This window comes from Paenilisteria rustica (assembly GCF_013820765.1).
Classification (GTDB): Bacteria; Bacillota; Bacilli; order Lactobacillales; family Listeriaceae; genus Listeria_A; species Listeria_A rustica.
Genome location: NZ_JABJVM010000011.1, coordinates 63708 through 84758, shown reverse-complemented (window position 1 = coordinate 84758; position 21051 = coordinate 63708). Strand labels below are relative to the sequence as shown.

The 21051-nt window shown below is 41.4% G+C and carries 17 protein-coding genes and 1 tRNA gene; 6 read left to right on the top strand and 12 right to left on the bottom strand.

Features of this window, described 5'->3' with window-relative positions; genetic code table 11:
- Positions 1 to 110 precede the first annotated feature (110 nt).
- The 4 genes from HPK16_RS11240 (at position 111) to mreBH (ending at position 4156) form a co-directional block, all read left to right on the top strand.
- Positions 111 to 758: a TetR/AcrR family transcriptional regulator gene (locus tag HPK16_RS11240; RefSeq protein WP_181677047.1), complete on the top strand. Its 648-nt coding sequence runs from the start codon at positions 111 to 113 to the stop codon at positions 756 to 758.
- A gap of 21 nt (positions 759 to 779) precedes the next feature.
- Positions 780 to 1826, top strand: coding sequence for an alpha/beta fold hydrolase (locus tag HPK16_RS11235; protein ID WP_181677046.1), 1047 nt, complete (start codon positions 780 to 782; stop codon positions 1824 to 1826).
- Between the two features lie 86 nt (positions 1827 to 1912).
- Entirely contained in the window at positions 1913 to 2959 is a 1047-nt protein-coding gene (gene mreB, locus HPK16_RS11230) for a rod shape-determining protein (RefSeq protein ID WP_181677045.1), read from the top strand.
- A 189-nt stretch (positions 2960 to 3148) separates the two neighbouring features.
- Positions 3149 to 4156 (top strand): rod-share determining protein MreBH, encoded by a 1008-nt coding sequence (gene mreBH / locus HPK16_RS11225; RefSeq protein WP_059140587.1) that lies wholly within the window; start codon positions 3149 to 3151, stop codon positions 4154 to 4156.
- Positions 4157 to 4214: 58 nt separating this feature from the next.
- Here mreBH and HPK16_RS11220 read toward each other — a convergent pair whose 3' ends face one another.
- Positions 4215 to 4850, bottom strand: coding sequence for a CPBP family intramembrane glutamic endopeptidase (locus HPK16_RS11220; RefSeq protein WP_181677044.1), 636 nt, complete (start codon positions 4848 to 4850; stop codon positions 4215 to 4217).
- A gap of 525 nt (positions 4851 to 5375) precedes the next feature.
- Positions 5376 to 6434 carry a hypothetical protein gene (locus HPK16_RS11215; protein ID WP_181677043.1) on the bottom strand — a complete coding sequence of 353 codons (1059 nt, stop codon included), beginning with the start codon at positions 6432 to 6434 and terminating at the stop codon, positions 5376 to 5378.
- Between the two features lie 90 nt (positions 6435 to 6524).
- Between HPK16_RS11215 and HPK16_RS11210 the strand changes: the two genes are divergently transcribed.
- Positions 6525 to 6598, top strand: a tRNA-Arg gene (locus HPK16_RS11210).
- A 244-nt stretch (positions 6599 to 6842) separates the two neighbouring features.
- Here HPK16_RS11210 and HPK16_RS11205 read toward each other — a convergent pair.
- The 6 genes from HPK16_RS11205 to HPK16_RS11180 form a co-directional block, all read right to left on the bottom strand.
- The gene (locus tag HPK16_RS11205; protein ID WP_181677042.1) at positions 6843 to 9533 is read right to left on the bottom strand and encodes a YhgE/Pip domain-containing protein; all 2691 of its coding nucleotides are present in this window, start codon (positions 9531 to 9533) and stop codon (positions 6843 to 6845) included.
- 116 nt (positions 9534 to 9649) lie between these two features.
- A complete protein-coding gene (locus HPK16_RS11200) occupies positions 9650 to 10735 on the bottom strand; it encodes a DUF871 domain-containing protein (RefSeq protein ID WP_181677041.1) in 1086 nt (361 codons plus the stop codon).
- 71 nt (positions 10736 to 10806) lie between these two features.
- Positions 10807 to 11112 carry a PTS sugar transporter subunit IIA gene (locus tag HPK16_RS11195; RefSeq protein WP_036067278.1) on the bottom strand — a complete coding sequence of 102 codons (306 nt, stop codon included), beginning with the start codon at positions 11110 to 11112 and terminating at the stop codon, positions 10807 to 10809.
- Between the two features lie 357 nt (positions 11113 to 11469).
- Complete coding sequence (locus HPK16_RS11190; RefSeq protein WP_181677040.1) at positions 11470 to 12750, bottom strand: PTS sugar transporter subunit IIC; 1281 nt, start codon at positions 12748 to 12750, stop codon at positions 11470 to 11472.
- A gap of 76 nt (positions 12751 to 12826) precedes the next feature.
- On the bottom strand, positions 12827 to 13135 hold the full coding sequence (locus HPK16_RS11185; RefSeq protein ID WP_181677039.1) for a PTS sugar transporter subunit IIB: 309 nt from the start codon (positions 13133 to 13135) through the stop codon (positions 12827 to 12829).
- A gap of 166 nt (positions 13136 to 13301) precedes the next feature.
- A complete protein-coding gene (locus HPK16_RS11180) occupies positions 13302 to 15983 on the bottom strand; it encodes a sigma-54-dependent transcriptional regulator (RefSeq protein ID WP_181677038.1) in 2682 nt (893 codons plus the stop codon).
- A 175-nt stretch (positions 15984 to 16158) separates the two neighbouring features.
- Here HPK16_RS11180 and HPK16_RS11175 point away from each other — a divergent pair, with 175 nt between their 5' ends.
- Positions 16159 to 16980: a hypothetical protein gene (locus tag HPK16_RS11175; protein WP_181677037.1), complete on the top strand. Its 822-nt coding sequence runs from the start codon at positions 16159 to 16161 to the stop codon at positions 16978 to 16980.
- 52 nt (positions 16981 to 17032) lie between these two features.
- Here the strand turns inward: HPK16_RS11175 and HPK16_RS11170 are convergent, their stop codons facing one another.
- From HPK16_RS11170 to HPK16_RS11155, 4 genes are all read right to left on the bottom strand, one after another.
- Positions 17033 to 18169 (bottom strand): DEAD/DEAH box helicase, encoded by a 1137-nt coding sequence (locus HPK16_RS11170; protein ID WP_181677036.1) that lies wholly within the window; start codon positions 18167 to 18169, stop codon positions 17033 to 17035.
- Between the two features lie 286 nt (positions 18170 to 18455).
- Positions 18456 to 19439: a Gfo/Idh/MocA family protein gene (locus HPK16_RS11165; protein ID WP_181677073.1), complete on the bottom strand. Its 984-nt coding sequence runs from the start codon at positions 19437 to 19439 to the stop codon at positions 18456 to 18458.
- Between the two features lie 73 nt (positions 19440 to 19512).
- Entirely contained in the window at positions 19513 to 20091 is a 579-nt protein-coding gene (locus HPK16_RS11160; RefSeq protein WP_181677035.1) for a histidine phosphatase family protein, read from the bottom strand.
- Positions 20088 to 20852 (bottom strand): carboxymuconolactone decarboxylase family protein, encoded by a 765-nt coding sequence (locus tag HPK16_RS11155; protein ID WP_181677034.1) that lies wholly within the window; start codon positions 20850 to 20852, stop codon positions 20088 to 20090. The genes HPK16_RS11160 and HPK16_RS11155 overlap by 4 nt, the downstream gene beginning before the upstream one ends.
- Positions 20853 to 21051 lie beyond the last annotated feature (199 nt).

The following is a 21051-nucleotide window of genomic DNA, read 5'->3' as shown; positions in this document are numbered from 1 at the left end:
TCATTTATTTATCGCTTTTTCTTAGCTATGGATAAATGACTTTTTTGCGTTTTCGTGCTAGAATAAATAGACCGAGGTCGGTTTATGATGAAAGGAGTTATTATTACCTTATGAAATCTAATATAAATTTCCCCATTAAGCAAGCTGAAATCGTAAAAATTTCGTTACAGCTTTTTATCGAAAAAGGCTACGAGAAGACAACAATCACCGATATTATGAAGGCCTCTCAGTTATCAAAAGGCGGGATGTATCACTATTTCGAATCCAAAGATGCCATATTGGACGCTGTTATTATTTTCGCGATTCAGGAACAATTGCCGGCTTTTGAAGAAAAAATAAATAATGCCTCCACAGTAATAGAGAAATTGGTCATCTTTATGCGCACAGATTTTTTTAGTCCATCTGAGTTCCAATCACAATTTGCCCTATTCAAACAGGCACAAATGAATTCACTTGTCACCTATCGAGTCAAGATTTTAAATGCCAAATATGCTGTACCGTATTTAGAGCAGATAATCGTAACTGGTGTTTCAGAAGGGATTTTTCACACAGACTATCCAAAAGATATCGCTCAGTCGCTCTATACCATTGGGGACATGTTTTTTTCTACTATCAGCGAATTCCCAAACGACGATCTCATTCGTTCGCGCAAAACGGCGGCCTTCTTGGAATTAATTCAGCGGGTACTTTGTGTAGATAATGCAACGATCACTAAATTTAGCGCTCATTTAAAACGATTGATAGCAGGTGTAAACTGACATAGAAGGAGGATTTTCAAAATGATACTTGCACTATTAGCAATATTTTTGTTAGCGCTTTTATTATTACTAATAATTATTAGTCCTGGTAAATTGGCTCCACTGAAAAATAAAAATGGAGAAATAATACAAACTGCTATTTGCGAAAAAATAATGTTGCCAATAAACGATACACATCTTGGTTGCTTTATCCAAAGCGAAAATACGAATAACCCTGTGCTCTTATTTTTGCACGGCGGTCCAGGAGGTCCGGAACTCCCACTTCTTGATATAAAAGATCCTGATAAACGCTTGGAGCAACTTTTTACCGTTTGCTACCTAGATCAACGTGGTGCAGGTATGTCTTTTAATAAGTCAACTCCACCCGAGAGTACGACTATGGAACAACTGATAGATGACAATTTAGCAGTAACAAACTATTTACAACAGCGATTTCAAAAGGAGAAAATATACATCTTAGGCCATTCTTGGGGGTCTGCCTTGGGACTAAAAACAATTGAAAAATACCCAGAATGCTACCATGCCTATATCGGAACTGGGCAAGTCACGCAACAACTTCACTCTGAAAAATTAGCTTATGACTATATATTTCGTCATGCAACAGAAATTGGCGATAAACGAGCTTTGCGTGCGTTAAAAAAATATGATTCAAACTCGACCGACTTCCCATCTTTACGCTACATTACAAGTATAAGAATTTCGTTAATGAATAAATACGGTATTGGCTTGGAGCACAAAAAACGTACTATGTATAGCCAAACCATGCGAATTCTATTCTTCAAAGGCTACACGCTAAAGGAAAAAGTAAACTATTTGCGAGGCTCCCTATTCTCGTTGCAGTGCCTTTTTCCTGACCTGTTACTTGATAATATGCCAACTACTTTTAAAATACCTGTCTATATCATTCATGGAGAACACGATTATCAAGTTTCCTATGCCCTATCTAAGCGCTTTTTCGAAACTATTGAATCGCCAGCAAAAGATTTTTTCACATTCGAAAACTCTGCCCATTCTCCATTAATTGAGGAGCCAGAAAGATTTGTTCAAATTATCCGCAAATTATTGTGAAAGAAATGTTTACGTTTACGGTTTTACGGCAATTATCTGAATATGTACTATTAAAAAAATATATTTAGAAAGTAAGGTGTGTGCTTATGTTTAGTCATTCTTCCATTGGAATCGATCTCGGAACAGCGAATATCGTTGTTTACAATGAACTGCGGGGAGTCATATTTCGTGAACCTGCTGTTGTCGTTTTAGATGTTGAGACGAAAGAAGTCTATGCGATCGGGAATTTAGCAAAACAAATGTACGGAAAAACGCCTACCACTTTAACTGCTATTAAACCATTACAAGACGGTGTTATTGCAGATTTTGATAATACAGTAAAGTTATTGCAAGCGGTTCTAGATCGTGTTGCTCGCATCGCTAATATCTCCATTCGTAAAACAGCAGCGAGTGTCAATGTACCCGCTGGCGCAACGATTGTCGAGCGAAACATTATTCGCGACGCTGTCCTTGCAACTGGAATCAAAGTAGTCACCATTGTCGAAGCTCCCGTTGCTGCCGCCATTGGTGCTGGACTTCCAATCAACAAACCTGTATCCAATATGATTGTCAATATTGGCGCTGGTACAACAGAAGTATCGATTGTATCCTACCGAGGCGTGCTCGCAAACATATCCATCCGCTCAGCTGGCAACTCGCTAGATGCCGAAATTATCCAATATTTCCGTGAAGAGCACCATCTACTCATTGGTGATTTGACCGCCGAAAAAATTAAAATGAAACTCGGTTACGCGCCAAGTCCGCATCTTCTAAAATCAATGGATGTTCGTGGTCGCAGCTTGCTAACTGGCCTCCCAGCAACGACAAACATATCCTCCACTGACATCCAACCATTAATTACAGAATTTTTAGCAAAAATTATCAAAATGATTCATGTGATGGTGGAGCAATCTCCTGCTGAACTAAGTGGCGATATTGTGGATCAAGGTATTATTTTAACTGGTGGTGGTTCCTTGCTAAATGGCTTTAAAGAATGGCTAACAAATCAAGTCGATTTCCCAGTCATCCTCGATCCAAATCCACTGGAATCGATTGCTATTGGAACTGGACGGATTCATCTTTACAGTCAACACACGGTTTCTGGTGATTTGGAACTAACGACACCACGACTTAATTTGCCATTTTTCTCTTAAGTTAAATACTGGATTTGTATTAAGTTTTTTACACGTGGTTTACGTTTTTCAAGTGAAAGCCTATTCCCGCGCGATTCCTATATTACCTTTTTATATCATTATCTTTATAAGCCCCATCAATGGCAAAACTGCTTTATACTAGAGACTATGCCGATAAAAGCATGAAAAAGGAAATATGGAGGGTAAAAAATGTTTGGAAATACAACGATTGGTATCGACCTTGGTACCGCGAACATCTTAGTTTATAGTAAATCTAAAGGAATAATTTTGAATGAGCCTTCTGTAGTTGCCATGGACGTTGACACCAAGTCCGTGCTTGCAATTGGCCAAGAAGCAAAAGAAATGATTGGAAAAACGCCTACTAATATTATTGCAGTTCGCCCCCTAAAAGATGGCGTTATTGCGGATTACGATGTCACATCTGGTCTTTTACGTGAGATTATGCGTCGGGTCACAGGAGTTGTCGGAAATTCGGTGAAAAGACCAAACGTCGTTGTTTGTGCACCAACTGGAGCAACTTCTGTGGAACGTCGTGCGATTATTGATGCGGTGAAATCGATGGGAGCAAAAGAAGTAACGCTTATCGAAGAACCGGTCGCAGCGGCAATCGGAGCTGATTTACCAGTCGATGAACCTATCGCGAATGTCATTGTCGATATCGGAGGAGGCACGAGTGAAATTGCGATCATCTCTTACGGAGGCATCGTGACGAGCACGTCTGTCAGAACTGGCGGTGACCATATGGACGACGAGATTATCCAACATATCCGCAAAAATTACAACCTCCTAGTCGGGGAAGCTACAGCCGAACGAATCAAAATGGAGCTTGGCTATGCGCCGATTCCACATACTGAAATAACGATGGATGTACGTGGCCGCGATCTTTTAACTGGCTTGCCGATGACATTAACCATTACGTCCACTGAGATTCAAAAAGCATTGGAAGAAACGTTAGGTCGGATTCTCGAAGCCATTCGTGTGACGCTAGAACAATGTCCAGCTGAATTAAGTGGTGATATTGTCGATCGTGGCATCGTTTTAACTGGTGGTGGTTCGCAATTACATGGTTTCCAAGAATGGCTTGTCAATCAAATCGATGTTCCTGTACATATGGCACCGAGTCCTTTAGAGTCCGTAGCTATCGGAACCGGTATGTCACTTGAGTACATTGATAAAGTATCTAAAAAAATTAATTAAACCTTGAGAAACCATAAAAAAGAAGCCGATTTCGACTCCTTTTTTATGGTTTTTTTGTCTATTTTAGCAATATCGGTAAGAATGTAATAACGTCAAAAGCAATGTGGACGATCCATGTGACCCAGACAGAGTTGGTTTTTTTGAATAAGTAATTTAAGACGAGTCTGCTCGGAATAATTGTGACTAAGCATTGCAGCGCGTTATAGTCATAAGCTGGTAAATGCCATAATGCGAATAAAATCGAGCATAGCATCGTCGCTTGCCAGAATTTCCAATTTAACTTTTTCCATGCAGCGTAGAGAATTCCAATCGAAAGCAGCTCTTCGCCAAGTAACATGAATGGCACGTTTTTAATGACATATTCCCATGTCAGGATGCTATTTATATCATTGGATGTCATCCCGCCAGCAATTATTGACCAAAGACTTCCTGCTAACGTTCCTACGATAACCAAAAATGGGATTCCGATTAAGACCCATTTGATGCTGAAATGTTTGAACCAATCTAGAAACTCCTCTTTTAGGATGATGTATAGCAAGATAAACATGAGGGTTACATTGAAAAGTGCACCGATAACTTCTAAATATGGTGTGTTGGTGAATACATATGGTAGGAATTGATAGGCTATCCCCACCAATATCGCGCTAATTATTACTAAATACCCCTGTTTTTGGCCTTCCAATGAATGTTTCATCTACTTGCTCCTTTTCGTTAAATTAAGATGTCACAAACTCATAGATGCCATACGCACTTGCGAACTACTTCCTTTTTTATTACCCTCTTTTCATAACAAAAACCTGAACTGTATAAAACATTACGTCGTTAAGTATATATCATTGTTCGCTAATCCACATGTTAGTTATATTACATTATCATACTCTAAACTTACACTTTTGTAACTCAGCAAAATAAGAAAAGATGAGGTTGAGACAAAACTCAAGATAAGGCAAAAGCGCCCTCCCATTTCTTCGGGTAGGGCGAAAAATTCTGCTTTAAACAAATCGAGCGAAAGCGTTTGTATTCAGGGGATTTGGTGGAAGCCGGAGAGCTGCGCATACTGGTGTATGTGATGACTGAAAACAGGGAGGGAGTAGTTTCCCCGACCATGTGAGAAGTTATGCGAAACGCAGTGTAGAAGAGCCGGAAGTCCGCCAAATCCCCTGAATGCGAACGCTTGTCGCCGATTTATCTGGGTTATGTCCCATCCTCATCTTTTCGCTTAATTTAGTTCCATCGTATAAAGTTCTTTTCCATCATCGTCTTGGATGGACACAGAAGAAATCGTATCAATTGTCATTTCAGTTTTCTTTGTCAGTTGAATCAAGGCGTTTCTATCATTGTATCCCCTGTGGAGAGGCTGCTGATATTCTTTCCCGTCCGTTGATTTTAAAACAACCGTCGCGCCCTTGTTAACAATCGTTTCTAACTCAGCAACAACCCCGATGTACTGGTTTTTGTCACCTTGTAGTTGCAGTAACGACACATCATTATCTAGTTGCGGGTTATCATTTTTAGAGGTTTCCTTCACAGCCAGTTTATTATCTGGATAGGTGAATTCAGCTAAATGATAGACCCCTTCTTTATCGCGTAAAATCGCTGTGTAGATTTGTTTTTTTTGTGTGGCGCTACTTACCACTTTCCATTCTTTATCCGTGATGTATTTATTAACTGCTGGGAAAAAGGAGTTCTTCTTCGCGCGCTCTGATGGTGCCTGAGCTTTTATTTTACTTGGATTTAAATCGTTTTGGTACAAGCTTTTATTGGCATCATTACGTAACTCGATGCGTTTTAGTCCACTCGCTATTTTTGGATCCAGTGAGGGAATCGCGACGATTGCGACTGTTTTCCCACCTTCTGCCGTACTTTTATTGGTTAGCGAAACACCAATTGCTTCGTCTACTTCTTTATTACTGTCGAGCAAAACAAGTTCCGTTGCTTCTTTTGCGAGGGTGGCATCTTTAATCTCAACCATTGCGATTAAGCCATCCACGCCATTCATAAGGTTTATTTTCACTTTGGAATCTTTCGTTTTAAGTGCGGAGTCCAGTTGTATATTCGAAATATCTTTTCCATTCGTATCTTTGTAGTACTCGAGCACACCTGTTGTATCGTCGTCATCCTTCACATACGCTAGCTGATAGTCTTTTAAATCTGTTTTCACATTTTGTATCACGGTCAGTGAATTGTCGCTCAGAACCTTGTCTATGCCTTCTTTGCCACATGCTGCTAATCCGACTAGAATTATTACTCCTATAAATACTGGTATTAATTTCTTCAATCTGTCCCTTCCTCTCTTTTGATTTTTGCAAACAGATTGCTCCCCGCCTCTGTTTTATGTTAAAATGATAAAGTTGGCAAATTCCATCGTGTCCTGATAGCTCAGTAGGATAGAGCGACAGCCTCCTAAGCTGTAGGTCGTGGGTTCGATTCCCTCTCAGGACATTTTTAGTTGAAATACGAAACTGTTCTCATTCCACATATACTAGATGTGAAATATTTTACTATAGAAACAGAAATGTAACTTTATTTCACCATTTCATTATAGCGTTTTTTATGTCATAAATAAAGCGTTAATCACCTTTTTTTACCGCAATGTTACAAAATAGTTTCTTTCATGTTACTTCTGGTGGTTTATACGACGAAAAAGGATCTGGTTTTATTACCAGATCCTTTTCATATTTCCTTATTAGTGAATTAATTTACTTTTTTTAGCTTTCGCTGAGAGCCCAGGGATGATTTTGTCTAATGGTTTTTTCAGTAGAATTCCAAGTAAGATGAATACAATGCCAAATATCGAGAGCATCATGATATCGTGTGTTGCGTTTGGCCAATATATACCGCCGACGCTTTCTCGAATCAGCCCCACCGCGTAAGTGAATGGTAGGAATGGATAGATCGCTTGGAAAAATGGCGGCGACACTTGAATCGGGAAGTTCCCGCCTGCTCCTGATATCTGCAAGACGAGTAGGATGATTGCGATTCCTTTTCCGACGTTGTTGAACAGCGAAACAAGTGTGTAAACGATAATCATGAAGACAACGCTGATAAACATGCTGAACAGGACGTGGTAGACTGGGCTTGCGACGGATACACCAAGCAAAAAAATGTTGCCTAGTGTGACAATTAGAGCTTGCGCGAGACCTATCGATAGGAACGTGAGCAATCTGCCAAAATAGACATGATGGTGATTGAAAATGCCTCGTGGTACTTCGACATCTACGCGTAATAGTGAGATGAGTAGTAAGGCTCCAACCCACAAACACAGCGCTGTATAGAATGGAGAGCTGGCTGATCCGTAATTGGGAATTGGATAGTCTTTTGTCTCCTTTAGCTGGATTGGATGCGCGATAAAGTCACTATCTTTTTTAACGTCATTTCTGAGGAAAGCGATGATTTGCTGCATATCGTAATTTTGGTCGAATTCGTTGATACGTGACGCTGCTTTGTTGATAGCTTGCTCGAATTGTGGTAGCTCCGTTCTAGATAAATCGGCTGCAACTTTGACGGCTTTTTCAAATTCTGGGAACTTTTGCTCAATCAATTTTGCCGCGTTATTTATTTCAGTTTCTAGTGTCGGTAAATCGTTTCGAACGAAGTCGCCTGCCTTGTGGATTTTAGCTTTTACGTCTGGATAGTCTGACTTATAAAAGGCTGCGGCTGTGTTGATACCACTAATTACTGTGTCGAGTTTCGTATCGATGAATGCCGTCGCATCGCTTAACGTTTGTTGCAATTCTGGCAATCGTTTCTGAAATTCTTTTAGGTATGTTTGGCTTGTTACGAGTGTTTGATTGGCGTTTTGGAGAATTGATGCAATGTCTGGTAACTTGGCTTTAGCCCCATCGAGTAACGCGCTACTTTTTGCCAAATCTGCACTGATTTCTTTTAGTGCCGCGTTGATGGTTGGCACAATCTTGGAATCATATTCACTGATAATCGTGGCTAAGTCATCGCTCACCTTCTTGGACTCGGCGTTTAATTGGTCAAGTAAGGCTTGGCTAGGTTCTTCGCCTGATTGGATGATTTTTTCGATTTCTGCCAGTGTTTGTTGCTGCGTCACTAAGTCCTCTTGCATTGCCTTTAGGTCGCTTATAAAGCCTGTTAGCGGTTTGTTTGGCAATGTTTCATTTAAAGATGTCAATAACTCGATTTGTTTCGTCAGCATCGTATTGGCGCTCGTTAGCTGGGTATCGATTTGATCGATGACTGTGATGACTTTGGCTGGATCGATACTTCCATTTTTGAGTGCTTCCGTTAGCTCGTAGACGTTATTCGTGACTTGTTGTAGCAAAATCAGGTTTTGCTTAATCGCTGGGGCCACCGTTTGAAAGGACTGATCGACTTGCTTTGTAAAATCGGTCACCTTATTCGCGTATTTGGAACCATCGTCAGCAATCTTTTTGACAGTTGGCAGGGCTTTTTCTGCGTCTGAAATGATGCCTAGCGCTTTCGTGGATTCAGACAGCGCATCATTGACCGTTTTTTGAATCGTTCCAAAATTAGCATTGACCGCTTTTACGTCCGTCGCGATTCGCTTGATTTCTGGGATTTTCTGTTGCAATACAAGAATATCTTCACCTAATTTATCGAGCTGCGGTAACTGTGATTCGATGCGTAACAAGTCTTGTACGGCCGCATCGATTTGTGGCATACTCTTATTTAGCTCCGTCACTTGGTTCGCTTTTGCCTTCAAATCAGGTAACTTTCCTTCTAAAATAACAGCCTGCTTGCCCATCTCGATAATCTGTGGCATACTCTGCTTCACTTGGAAAACTTTATCCTTGATATGGCGCAAAGTTGGCAACTCATTTTCCAGATCAATCCCTGCTTGGTTAAGCTCTGAGAGAACAGAACTGCTGACTTTATCGACGAATTCCGAGCTGATTTGGTCAACAATTGTCGACGCGCCTTTATCCGTTATTTTCGGGGCAATCGCGTTTATTTTCTCGTTCACCGTATAATTGATCGTTGGCTTCGTTGGATCCCCGCCTACCACCGAAACGATATCTTTCGAAAAATCGGACGGAATGAAAATAGCTGCGTAGTAATCCCCTTTTTTCACACCTTCTTTAGCCTTATCTTCTGTTGTGAAGGTCCAGCCTAGCGAATCGTTCTTCTTCAGTTGCTCTTTGAGTTGTGTGCCGACATTAATTGTTTGCGGACTTTTTCCCGGTACCGTAATTTCTGCGCCTTCGTCCTCGATAACAACGGCGACTTTGATCCCTGATGTGTTGGAATATGGATCCCAAAGCGCTTCGATATTAAACCATGCATACAGAGATGGCAAAATGACGAGCGCAAGTACAAGTGTCAAAGCAATTGGAGCCTTAAAAAGCCGACGCCAATCGAGTATAAAAATACCCCAGATTTTTTTCATTCTTCACACCCCTCATATATTTCCTCACGTCCGATTATACATGGGAGGTTTGAAGACTGCAATAAAAAATACAAGCCAGAGCACTTTTTACAGTACTTGGCTTGTATTTTTCTATCTTATTTATGTTCTTTCAAACGGAAATGTTGCCATGATTGGATTGTTTTTAGCAAATAGCGTTCTTCTGGAATCACTCGACCAACGATATTCGTGTTGCCGGAGTTCTCCATTTCGCGAAGGGCCACTTGCATTTCGCCTTTATAGCGTTCATAGCCGTTGTTATCAATGGTTACGTCACCAAGTTCGATTGTGTCCGTATCATGCGCTGGGAAATCATGTTGTTTAAAGTTAACACGCGTCATGGTTGAACGCAATACGTATTCGGAAGCATCGCCACGATTGAAATGCTTTTGCGTAGTCACGATTTCTTTTTCGACGTCTGTTGCACCATCTAAAAATTCTACAGCAAGCTCAAGTTCATTACGGTTGAGTTCGCCAAGCGCTTTTAATTCTTCTTCGGACGCGTACATGTTGCCAATAATCACGTCATCGATCAAGCCCGTGTTCCATAGATCTTTTGCTTGAACCGTAATCGACATACCGCGGTGCTCCTCTAATGTTGGAAGTCCGCCATCTACAACAAACCATGGTCCAAATTTCCCTGCGTTGGAAGATACGAAAGCTGCTGTCCGCAAGTTATATTTTTTGAATTGGGCGCTTGTGCGAAGGAAATGTTCGCGAGAAAGCGCTGTATAACGACGCGGATAGAAGTTATGACAACCGATAATATTTGCCGTATTGGCTTGATATGACAAGATATTATCCACGTATTTCGTTCCATTAGAGATGTTTAGTTCGATTTGCAAATCATTATCGTCAAAAGACATCGCCGCTTCTTCCGCACCAGAAAAACCTAAATCTAAACGCAGACCGGATAATCCTAATTCTTTAAAACGTCCTAAGTCCTGATATGTCAGGTTTAGTGAAGCAAAAACGCCAGGGTCCACATCAGCAATAACTTCATAGCCCAACTTATTTGCTGTTTGGCAAATCGTTTCTAATTTTGCAAACTCTTCTTCGTCATTCGCTGAAATTAAACATGTGAAAATACGACTAAAACCATATTTTGCGGCAGTCTCGATGTAATTTAACGAGTCCTCTAGTGGCGCATGTTGCGGGAATACTGAAATACCTAATTTTCTCATAATAAGTAAACTTCCTCTCTACATATATTTAAAATGGGGATGAGGAAAAATCCTCACCCCCATTTTTATAATTATTTAACGCGATATAACTCTACAATTTCGATTGCTAAATCTTTGAAAGTAATAGCGTTCATCAAGTGATCTTGCGCGTGAACTAGAAGTAAAGAAACTTCTGTCTTCTCGCCGCGAGCTTCACCTTGAATTAGTTTTGTTTGGGAATGATGTGCTTCAAGTAGTGATTGTTCTGCTTTTTGGATTTGTTCATCGGCTAAAGCAAAGTCACCTTTTTTAGCTGCATCGATTGCTAGCATGGCATCGCTTTTTGCGTTACCACCAAACATGATTAGATTCATAATTGTCAATTCTAGTTCTTCCATTAAGTTCCACATCCTTGCGTGTATTTGTTGAGCCTTTTAGTAAGCGTTCTTTGCTTACCTAGAGCCTCCATATGCATGTGAACAAAGTGAACATGTAATCCATTTTGTTCTTTGTCCGGCTTCCTCACACCAGCTTCTCGGAAATTTCGTGGCCTCCGTAAAAGTCAGAGAGGACTTTTTCTGCGCCCTCTAACAATTTCTTTCGAAGCTAAACGGTGTGGTCAGCACTTCTCATTGTCCGGCTTCCTCACGCCAGCTCCTCGGAAACTTCACAGCCTCCTTAAAATCCAATTACGGGATTTTATTACGCCTGTTCCAGTTTCTTTCGGAGCTAACGGGCGTGGTCAGCACTTCTAATCAAAAGTTATCTTCAGTCGGTTCGCCGGCTGCGGCTGCTTTTTCACGACGAATTTCTTGAATTTCTGCTACTTTAATAAATGGTGCGTAGATGAGTACGGCGACAGCGATATTGACTGCGGCTAGAACTCCACCTGTCCAACTTTGTGTTGCGAGTACCCCACCAATAATCGGTGGTGTTGTCCAAGGTGTTACGATTGTTGCTGCTGGTACCATTCCCCATGATGTCGCGAAGTAAGCGATTGTTACAAGCACTAGTGGAGCCAAGATGTAAGGTACGAATAGGATTGGATTTAACACAATCGGTAGACCAAACATTAATGGTTCGTTGATGTTGAATAGTCCAGGAGCTGAAGCTAGTCCTGATACAGTAACGTATTGCTTATTGCGGCGACCAAATAGGAATACCGAAATAATGATTGCAATCGTTGCACCAGTACCACCTAAGTTGACGAAAGAGTCAAAGAAAGGTTTGTTAACGATATAAGGAGCTTCTAAACCATGGTTGATTGCGATAACGTTTTTAGCGATCGCATCAACGTTGATTGTTTGCATGAATGGCTCGATAATGTTCGCACCGTGAAGTCCGAAGAACCATAGGAATGAAGAAATAAATGCAAGTAATAGCGCTGCTGGCAATGTATTCGCAAGACCCATGAACGGTTCTTGGATTAATTTGTAGAATTCGCCAACGATATCTTTTACCCCAAGTCCAAAAAGGATCGTTGTAAACATTGCGAAAATACTTACTGTAATCATCGCTGGGAAAAGTGCTGCGAATGATCTAGATACCGCTGGTGGAACACCGTCTGGCATCTTGATAATAAGTTTTTGATTTCCACTTAAGCGTGTGAATAATTCTGTTGAAAGCAAAGCTACAATAAGAGCTAAAAATAGTCCTGATGAGCTAAGTCCAGTTAAACCACCAATGGCAAAGAAAGAAGAAACAGATACAACACCACTTGATAAAGCATCTTTATCATATGATTTCGCTAGGTTATAAGCTACAGTAAAAGCAGTTAAAAGTGCTAGAATCGCGAAAGTACCGTTCCAAATATTTCCCCCAAAAGATTTCCAAAGCGCTTCCCCAAATAAGTTATTCATGAAGTCTTGGTAAGCTTGGATTGGTAAGTTGTTGATTAATGTCCCTAATGACCCCAAGATCATTAATGGCATTGTTGAAATGAAACCATCACGGATAGCAACTAGATGACGCTGCCCACCGACTTTGGCTGCATAAGGAATAAAGTATTTTTCCATAAATGCGATAAAACCATTCATTTGTATTTCCCCCAATAATTTTATTTTGGACGAGACGTTTGCCCCCTCCTATATTTAAGCAGTCACAATGTACCGCTTATTCCCCAAGTAAAGTTAGTGCTTGGTCTAAAACTTTTTCGCCGTTCATCATCCCGTAATCGATACTGTTAATGACTGCGACGGGTTTTCCAAGTGGTTCTAGTTTTTTCTTGAATTTGCTTTCTAGGAACCTAACTTGTGGTCCTAATAGTAAGACGTCGATTTTCTCAATATTATCTGGCGCCTCCGCTTCTGATACTGCAAAAATTTTGGCTTCGAGATTTTTGTCTTCTGCCGCCTTCTCCATCTTTGTAACTAGCAAACTGGTTGACATACCCGCGGAACAAACTAACATGATTGTTTTCACTTCGATTCATCCTCCCTAAAACGCTATTTCTTAACCCTCACTCTTATAAATGCAAGTTCCGTGCCAACTTTTAAAATCCGAGAAAAACGCTATAAAAAGCCGTTTTTGCGCTTACACATGAACAAAAGACAAGTGTGTAAATTATGTACACACTTGTCTCGTTGGGTTAGTTTTCTTTTATAATAATCTTGTTTGCCGTCATCATTTGGGTTAGATACGCGATTTCTGACTCTGGAACGATGATATTATACTCCAAATTGACGTTTTCCATCATTTGTTGCGTGATTTGCATTTCAATCATGTGTTGCTTCGTGAAATCATCAATGTTCGGAAATTCGCGATCAACGCCGCCGAGTTTCATTCGTTCAACAAGGAAGGCCAGATGCAAAATGATACCGATATCCACGCCCGGTTCCAGCACCAAGTTCATCTGGATTTGTAATTCCGAAATGATTTTGCGTAAGAAATAGACAAGTTGTTCTGGTGATTCGACTTCTTTCAAATTGCCTTCTAATGAAGAAATCAGCTGTTCATATGGTACTTCGTCGTTGATAATCCGCTTCACGATGTCCAGACCACCTTCGGAAAATACCTCTAATGCGCTGAAAAACGGAATTTCGCGGTATTGGAATTCAACGGAACCCATGATTGCTAAAATATTGTATTCTTCCATTAACTGATCAATGCGTTCCCGGAATGCTTCTTTATGCAAAAATTGCAAGACAATGATTTCTACTTTTGATTCATCAATGACTGGAGCCACGCGAGATCGCAATTGTTCTGCAACGCCTTCTCCCGTGAAACAAGTGAAGATAACCGCGTTCTTCGTTGGCTTGGTTCGTAAAATTTGTGCCTTGTGTTTATTTTCAAAAAGTTGCTGACAGCTTTGATAGATATCTTCCAAACCGCGTCCCAGTGAGGCTTTACGGATAGCTTCTAGCACAACAGGCGTGCTTGCCATACTGACTGTTTTCGTGCGGATGCCAAGTTCTTCGGTCAACATATTACCAAACGACGTCAGTGAACCCATATCTGATAAAATAAGCACACCTTTTGTCGGATTTAGTTGCTGAACTTTGGCTTTGACTTTCTCATACATCGCTTTAACTTCGACCGATAGTGGCATATCCATCGCTGTACCAGACTCAATGTTGAGGAGTTCTTGAACCGTCTCTACCATACTTGTTGCAGTCGAGCGGCCGTGCATCATGACAATAACTTCGACCAGCGCCTCCTGTGTAAAAATCGATTCCACGACTTCCTCAGTCAAAAACATCGTCAAAAAACCGATTTCATCAAAAGGAATTTCGATGCTTAGCGATTGTTCCAATAACGCTGAAATATCAATCGCTGCTTGGAATTCTTTCGAGTATTTTTTGCGGACATTATTTAAATCTGGGTGAACAATATGTTTTTGTTCGCGAATCCGCTCGATGGTACTTTGCAAATGAAGCGCAAACGCAAAACGCATTTTCTCATTATACTTACGTTCTAAGCGCTGTTCTGCTAAGGCGTAAACTTGATCGGTGAGTTGCCAGATTTCTGGGCTAATGATCTCCTTCGCCGATTGTTGCGTTGGCAGTTGCCCCATATATTCATGAAAATACTGGTCAACATCCATGTAAAGCGCTTCCTCAAGCTCCGACTGGTCCTTCCCTTCTTTCATTAACTGGTCGGCCTTCGTCTGGATCGCTTGGTACACATCATCCACATCTTCAATCGCGATATCATTCGCTTCACTCGTATCATAAAATTTAAAAATCGTCTTGTTCACATCAATCAACCGGTTCATCTTCTCCGGCTCGTCTTTCAAATGAAGCAAACCTTTTTGGACATAAATCGGCAAATCGTCCTGCTCAATTAAAATATAGTTCGTTGCTTTTGTTTTATAATGTAAAAATGCCTTCGCACATGCCAGTTTCAAATCACGTTGTAGCTGTCCAACGTTGGCGCTCGCGTGATATAACAAAAATGCCATCAAGGCTTGGCGGTGAACACGAATTGTCTGGTGTAAACGGGTTGCTTCTTGTGACAAGAAAAATTCAATTAGCTGATAGCGTTCTTCTAATTGCCGTTCTGCAAGTGGCGGTAACGTGATCGTCATCGGAATCCGTCTCGTGAACGTTTCTAATAAGAAATTATCCGGTGATTCCGTCGTCGCGCCGATAATCTGCACTTCCGCGGTGTGCACAGCTTGGCTTTCACCAAGTGGCCGATACTCGCCTTTATCGATGAACGTGAATAACATTTCCTGACCTTCTGGTGGCAACCGATGAATCTCATCTAAAAACAAAATACCGCCATCCGCTTTTGCAAGTAGGCCCTCGCGTGTCTGCTCCGCCCCAGTGTATGCCCCCTTAATCACACCAAAAATATGACCAAAAAGCAACTGCGGATTTTGCGCATAGTCCGCACAGTTGAACGAGACGAATGGCGCGTTTTTGCTAACCATCTCGGCCTCGCGAGCGAACTTGTACATGCACTCGGCAAATAAGGACTTCCCTGTACCTGTTTTCCCAAGAATTAATGTATGTAAACCATTCGGCGGATAAAGAATCGCCGCTTTCGCTTGTTGAATACTAACTTTCAAACTTTGCGAAGATCCAATCAGTCTGTCAAAAGCCGTCTGCGTACTGCCAATCCCTGGTCTCGCCTCCTCTTTTGTGAACGCTCGGTAAAGCACCGGCTTTCCAGGAAGTTTCTCGATTTGCTCCTCTTTAAACAGTTCGTTCAAGTAGCGGCTTGCATTCGCGCGGTCCATTTGCAATTTCTCAGCAACATCATTCGCCGTCAATTTACCGTTTACACTATTCAGCAGCTTAAATACTTCGTCTCTTCTACTAAGCATGTCCCCGACTCCTTACTAAAAGCTCTATTCTCCTATTATACCTGTAACAAAGGTGATTCGGCAAACTAAAAAATCACTAGCTTATAAAATTTCTAACTTGATATTACTATAGTTTATCCAGGGATGGTATGATGATATTGTAAATGATTTACATAAAGGGAGTGAAAATACACCGATGAAAAAGATCAAATTTCTGATTCCAATTATTCTTATCCTTGCGCTCGTTGTCATTTCAGCGGTATTTTGGGAGCCCAAAAACACGGAAACAACAGAAGCCAGTAAAATCAATATACCTACAATTGAAAACCCATTTTTCTTGAAAGGCAACGCTTATATTTCCCTACACAAAGGCGAGACTTTTTCGCTAAGTTTGCCATTTTTATTTGGCGATTCGAGTATTGGCGAAATCTCTGCCGTCATTTTTGACGCAAGTGAAGTGGAAGTTGAGGTAGGCGAAGTGAACGAAACGCCGAACCAGTACGGTAAAGCTGGACTTGGTTATTTAAGTTTGGATATTACAATAAATAAAGCTGGGATTTTCAACGCGCAGAAATTGAGGCTTATTTCAGGGGATTCATCCGTAACTGTCGATATCGGCAAGCTTGTATTTGATGTAAACAATGATGCACCTCCGACAAACCTCGAATTTACCGGCGCCGCAGTCCAGACGGCAATGAATGAATATACATTAGGTATTCAAAATAATGACAAATCAGAGGATGTAACCATAAAAAGCGTGACCGCAGAACTCGCAGCATTGCATCTTCATACACTTACTACATCAGTTCCAGCTGGTAAATCCGTGTCTCGCACCTTAGCATTGAGCGGTGATCCTGAGCGTTATGCTTGGTATGTTTTGAAGCCAAAAGTCGTTTATACCATCGCGGGTCATGAAAAAATCACTTCAGGTTATCCGACAATCCTTCAGCTAGGTGAGTGGTCTCAAGAAAATGTGGATAGTATATTTGGAAATAAGGCAGATTCAGAGTATAAATAAAACCTGTAGAATGAAGCATTTCACACGGATGTGCCTCATTCTACAGGTTTTTTTATTTACGTTTCGCTTTCGTTTCAAAATCATCCGTCAAGACGCCCTCGTAATAGCGAACTTTAATCGGATCCTTGTTTAATTCTTTCAGATATTGACGCAGCGTCCGGGCTTCGCGTTCATTCGCAAACGAGAGCACCGTACCTTCTTTGCCCATCCGCCCTGTGCGTCCAGAACGATGAGTGTATTGTTTCGCATCCATCGCCACGTCACAATGAATCACGAACGGTAAATCGGGAATGTCCAAACCACGCGCGGCAACATCGGTTACGACTAAATACGTCAATTCCGCTTTTTTGAAAGCCGCTAAGTATTTTTTACGCTTTTCTTTGTCGACTTCTCCGTGAATTCCAGCAGCGGCAACTCCGTCATACTGTAACTTCTCCAAAATGATATCCATCCGAACTTTATCCTTCACGAAAACAAGCGCGTGCATACCTTCCACATTCGATATTCGACGCAGCAAAATCGCTTTATCACGCGGCTGCTCCACATCCATATAAAGATGGTTCACGTTCGCGTTACTCTCTTCGGCTTTCGCTTCAATCATAAGTGGCTCGATTTCACTGTTGCGATAAAACATCATCGGATCATCCAATTTCGTCGCCGATGCCATCACTAATTGACGGTCACGCATCGCGCTGTTCACGATTTCAAGCACAGTTGGAACGTTTTCACGAATCAAAAGTTGGTCACATTCATCGAGCGTAATCATCTTCACTTCATGCATCTTAATTTTCTTCTGTTTAATCAACTCCAAAACACGACCTGGCGATCCGACAATGACTTGCGGCTTCTTTTTAAGGTTGTCGATTTGGCGCTTGATGTTGGCACTGCCGATGATGCCGATAACTTTCAGACCAGCTGGTAACCACGAACGAACAACATCCGCGATTTGCATAACCAATTCATGAGATGGTGCCAAAATAAGCCATTGCGTATGCGGTTTGACTTCCAATTTCTCGATGGCAGGCAACGAATAAGCCACTGTTTTCCCGGTCCCAGTCGGCGAAACCGCGATGACATCTTTGCCCTCTTTAATCGGCGCGTATAATTGCTGTTGAATTTCGGTCATTTCCTCATAATTATGGGCTTTCCACTGCTCAGCCCAGATTTCAGGTACTTCTTTTGTCGTCATAATAAACTCCTTTTTCCTCTAAAATTCGATAGTACCATCATACCACGTTTCCCTGAAATCAACAAAATAGTGTGATAGTCAAAAAAATCGGCGACAAGCGCTCGCATTCAGAGAGTTTGGCAGACTTCCGGTTCTTACGTACAATCGTACGCTCCGCTTCCGGCTCCCACCAAACTCCCTGAATACAAACGCTTTCGCTCGATTTGTGTAAAACAAAATCTAGTTCTTACCCAAAAATAGGATTCGCGATAACTCCCTATTTTGCGTAAAGTCTATTTATTCTATACTATTTCTCGACTTTATACCAAATACCATTTTGGTGGCGTAGGTCATTCGAGATTTGCAATACTGCTTTACTCAAGTCTTCGAGGTCCTCATACGCCAAAGTATCAGTCTCTTTGATGATTCTAGCAAACTCGGTCGCTTCGAATTCCATATCGTTTGGAATCGTTGACATCGCGAGTTCCTCGATTTCCTTCGTGTGGTTATCGGCGTATTGGATGCTCTGAATGCCCGTCAATGGATCGATCACAAGCGTACCTTTTTCACCGTATATTTCGCTTGGCATGAAGGATTGCGACATTTTAGCTTGCAAAATTGTCACCGTGAAGTCTGGATATTCAAAAATAACTGGACCTCCACCGTCAACGCCTGTGCGTAATTTCGTCGCAAAATAAGTCGCTTTTTCTGGAACACCGAACAGCGCAACCGCCGTGTACATCGGATAAACGCCTAAATCCACTAACGAACCACCGGAAAATTTAAGCGAGAAAATGTTTGGTTCTTCGCCAGCAAGCACGTTGTCATAACGCGAGGAATAGTTCATGTACGCCAATGTTGCGCCGTGAAGCTTCCCTACTTTTTGAATGCTATCTTGCAATATTTTGAAGTTCGGTTCTTGAATGTGACGCGCCGCTTCAAAAAGAAAGACGCCGTTTTCCTTCGCTACTTTATGCGCATCTTCTAATTCTGCAACCGTTGAAAAAATCGGTTTTTCGACGATAACATGTTTTTTATTACGTAAGAAATGTAACGCGTGTTCATAATGCATCGCGTTTGGTGACGCAATATAAACAGCATCAATCACGTCTGAACTCGCCATCATTTCGATATCGTCAAAATAGTTTTCCACTTTATATTTTTCACCAAAGGCATAGGCTTTATCTAGAGTGCGTGAATAAACCGCGTTCATTTCCCATTCGCCGGAGTTAATCGCACCTTCTACAAATGCATCTGTAATCCAATTTGTTCCCATAATACCAAGCTTCATAACAAAACTTCCCTTCTTCATGTGTTCTCCCCTTTAGTATAGCGGAAAATCGGAAAATTTGCGAAGAGATTGGCTAGGCTTTTGTAAAATCGTGATTCATAAAGTCCACGAGTGTAAAATTGCTGTTTTCATATTCAAATTTCAGGATACAGCAGTTTTTCAAGCCGGTTATCGTGCCTATTTTACTGTTTGCTTCCCAATTTCGTGCAAACTGGGCACACGCGGCACCATGAGAAACTGCCAAAACGACGTCGTGATTTTCTTGACTCATCATCGCTTCCATTGTCTCCACAAGTCGTGCGCGGAAATCCATTTCTCGTTCCCCGCCGTATCCTGCGAAAAAATCGCCGTACGGTAATGGTGGATTCAAATCTTCACTTTCACCCTCAAATGTGCCGAAGTTCCATTCTTTTAGTCCTTTGAGCCGTTTGTAATCCATGGCAGTAATCAATTCCAACGTGTCGCAAGCTCGTTCGGATGTGGAGCTATAAGCCGCGCCGAATGTAATGCCATTCGTTCGGAAATAGTCTCCCGCGACTTTCGCTTGATACACACCGAGTTCCGTCAGTGGTGCATCGCAGAATCCTTGAATCTTTTTCCGAACATTGAACAGTGTTTGACCGTGACGCATCAGATAAAGTGTTTTTTTCATTCGTTTTCTCCTTCTGGTATGATTTCATTGAGACAATTTAGCGCTGTCAACGTTCTTGGATAACCGATAAACGGGAGCAGCACGGTGATAGTGTCAATCATGACTTGCTTGTCGTTGCCGATTTGGATGTTATTTGTGATATGCCCTTTCAATTGTTGGTCGGCGCCTCCCATCGAAGCGAGCATCGTAAAAATTAGTAATTCGCGTTCCTTTTCATCCAATCCGCCTCGTGTGAAATAGTCACCAAAACAATTGTCCGCTAAAAATACGGCGAAATGTTTTTGGTTTTCAGGCATCGTTTCATGCATTTTATCCACCTTGTCCCCCGCTACACACCTGATTGCCTCCGCTCCTTTTTCGTATCTATTTTCAGGAGTTGTTCTCGATTGTCCTTCAAGCGGCAAGGGTACACCTCTTTCTATCAGGATATCATTGGTTACTTGTGAAAAATCGAATACTTTTCCGAGTCCGACATATGGCACAGCTTGATAGACGATTTCTTTTGCTTCGATTGGTATCACGCCAATACTTAAAGCCGCGTTTAGCATTATTTTGTATTCATTCACGCATTGCATCGCGATTAAGGCCGCGAGCGTCACTTTCATGCGTTGTTTGATTGTCAGTTTCGTATACTGCAAAACTTCATCAAACGCAAAATTATCAAAAAGTGCAGTGAACTCAGGATCTGTTTCCTTTAATACGGATTTGTGATTTGGAAATAATTGATCATGGTTGGCTTGTGCGGTTTTACTGCTAGACATTTGCAATTCCTCCCTTTTATTGATTTTCTGTCGGAAAGTCTGTGGCTTTTTTGCTTCTTACAGTAAAGTCTAAACCCTGAAGTGGACTCCAAGTCAATTTTAAACGACTGGATTTTATGTTCCATTTCATTTTTCGTGTTTTTTAGATTATTTTCTCATTTTAATAAATATTTAATCATCACTTAACAGCAAGTTTATT

Bases quoted from the DNA above. Each gene is read 5' to 3' on its own strand.
- mreBH (WP_059140587.1), top strand. From the start codon at position 3,149: ATGTTTGGAAATACAACGATTGGTATCGACCTTGGTACCGCGAACATC.
- HPK16_RS11165 (WP_181677073.1), bottom strand. From the start codon at position 19,439: ATGAAGCTTGGTATTATGGGAACAAATTGGATTACAGATGCATTTGTA.
- HPK16_RS11160 (WP_181677035.1), bottom strand. From the start codon at position 20,091: ATGAAAAAAACACTTTATCTGATGCGTCACGGTCAAACACTGTTCAAT.
- HPK16_RS11240 (WP_181677047.1), top strand. From the start codon at position 111: ATGAAATCTAATATAAATTTCCCCATTAAGCAAGCTGAAATCGTAAAA.
- mreB (WP_181677045.1), top strand. From the start codon at position 1,913: ATGTTTAGTCATTCTTCCATTGGAATCGATCTCGGAACAGCGAATATC.
- HPK16_RS11175 (WP_181677037.1), top strand. From the start codon at position 16,159: ATGAAAAAGATCAAATTTCTGATTCCAATTATTCTTATCCTTGCGCTC.
- HPK16_RS11200 (WP_181677041.1), bottom strand. From the start codon at position 10,735: ATGAGAAAATTAGGTATTTCAGTATTCCCGCAACATGCGCCACTAGAG.
- HPK16_RS11155 (WP_181677034.1), bottom strand. From the start codon at position 20,852: ATGTCTAGCAGTAAAACCGCACAAGCCAACCATGATCAATTATTTCCA.
- HPK16_RS11195 (WP_036067278.1), bottom strand. From the start codon at position 11,112: ATGGAAGAACTAGAATTGACAATTATGAATCTAATCATGTTTGGTGGT.
- HPK16_RS11205 (WP_181677042.1), bottom strand. From the start codon at position 9,533: ATGAAAAAAATCTGGGGTATTTTTATACTCGATTGGCGTCGGCTTTTT.
- HPK16_RS11235 (WP_181677046.1), top strand. From the start codon at position 780: ATGATACTTGCACTATTAGCAATATTTTTGTTAGCGCTTTTATTATTA.
- HPK16_RS11170 (WP_181677036.1), bottom strand. From the start codon at position 18,169: ATGACGACAAAAGAAGTACCTGAAATCTGGGCTGAGCAGTGGAAAGCC.
- HPK16_RS11220 (WP_181677044.1), bottom strand. From the start codon at position 4,850: ATGAAACATTCATTGGAAGGCCAAAAACAGGGGTATTTAGTAATAATT.
- HPK16_RS11190 (WP_181677040.1), bottom strand. From the start codon at position 12,750: ATGAATGGTTTTATCGCATTTATGGAAAAATACTTTATTCCTTATGCA.
- HPK16_RS11180 (WP_181677038.1), bottom strand. From the start codon at position 15,983: ATGCTTAGTAGAAGAGACGAAGTATTTAAGCTGCTGAATAGTGTAAAC.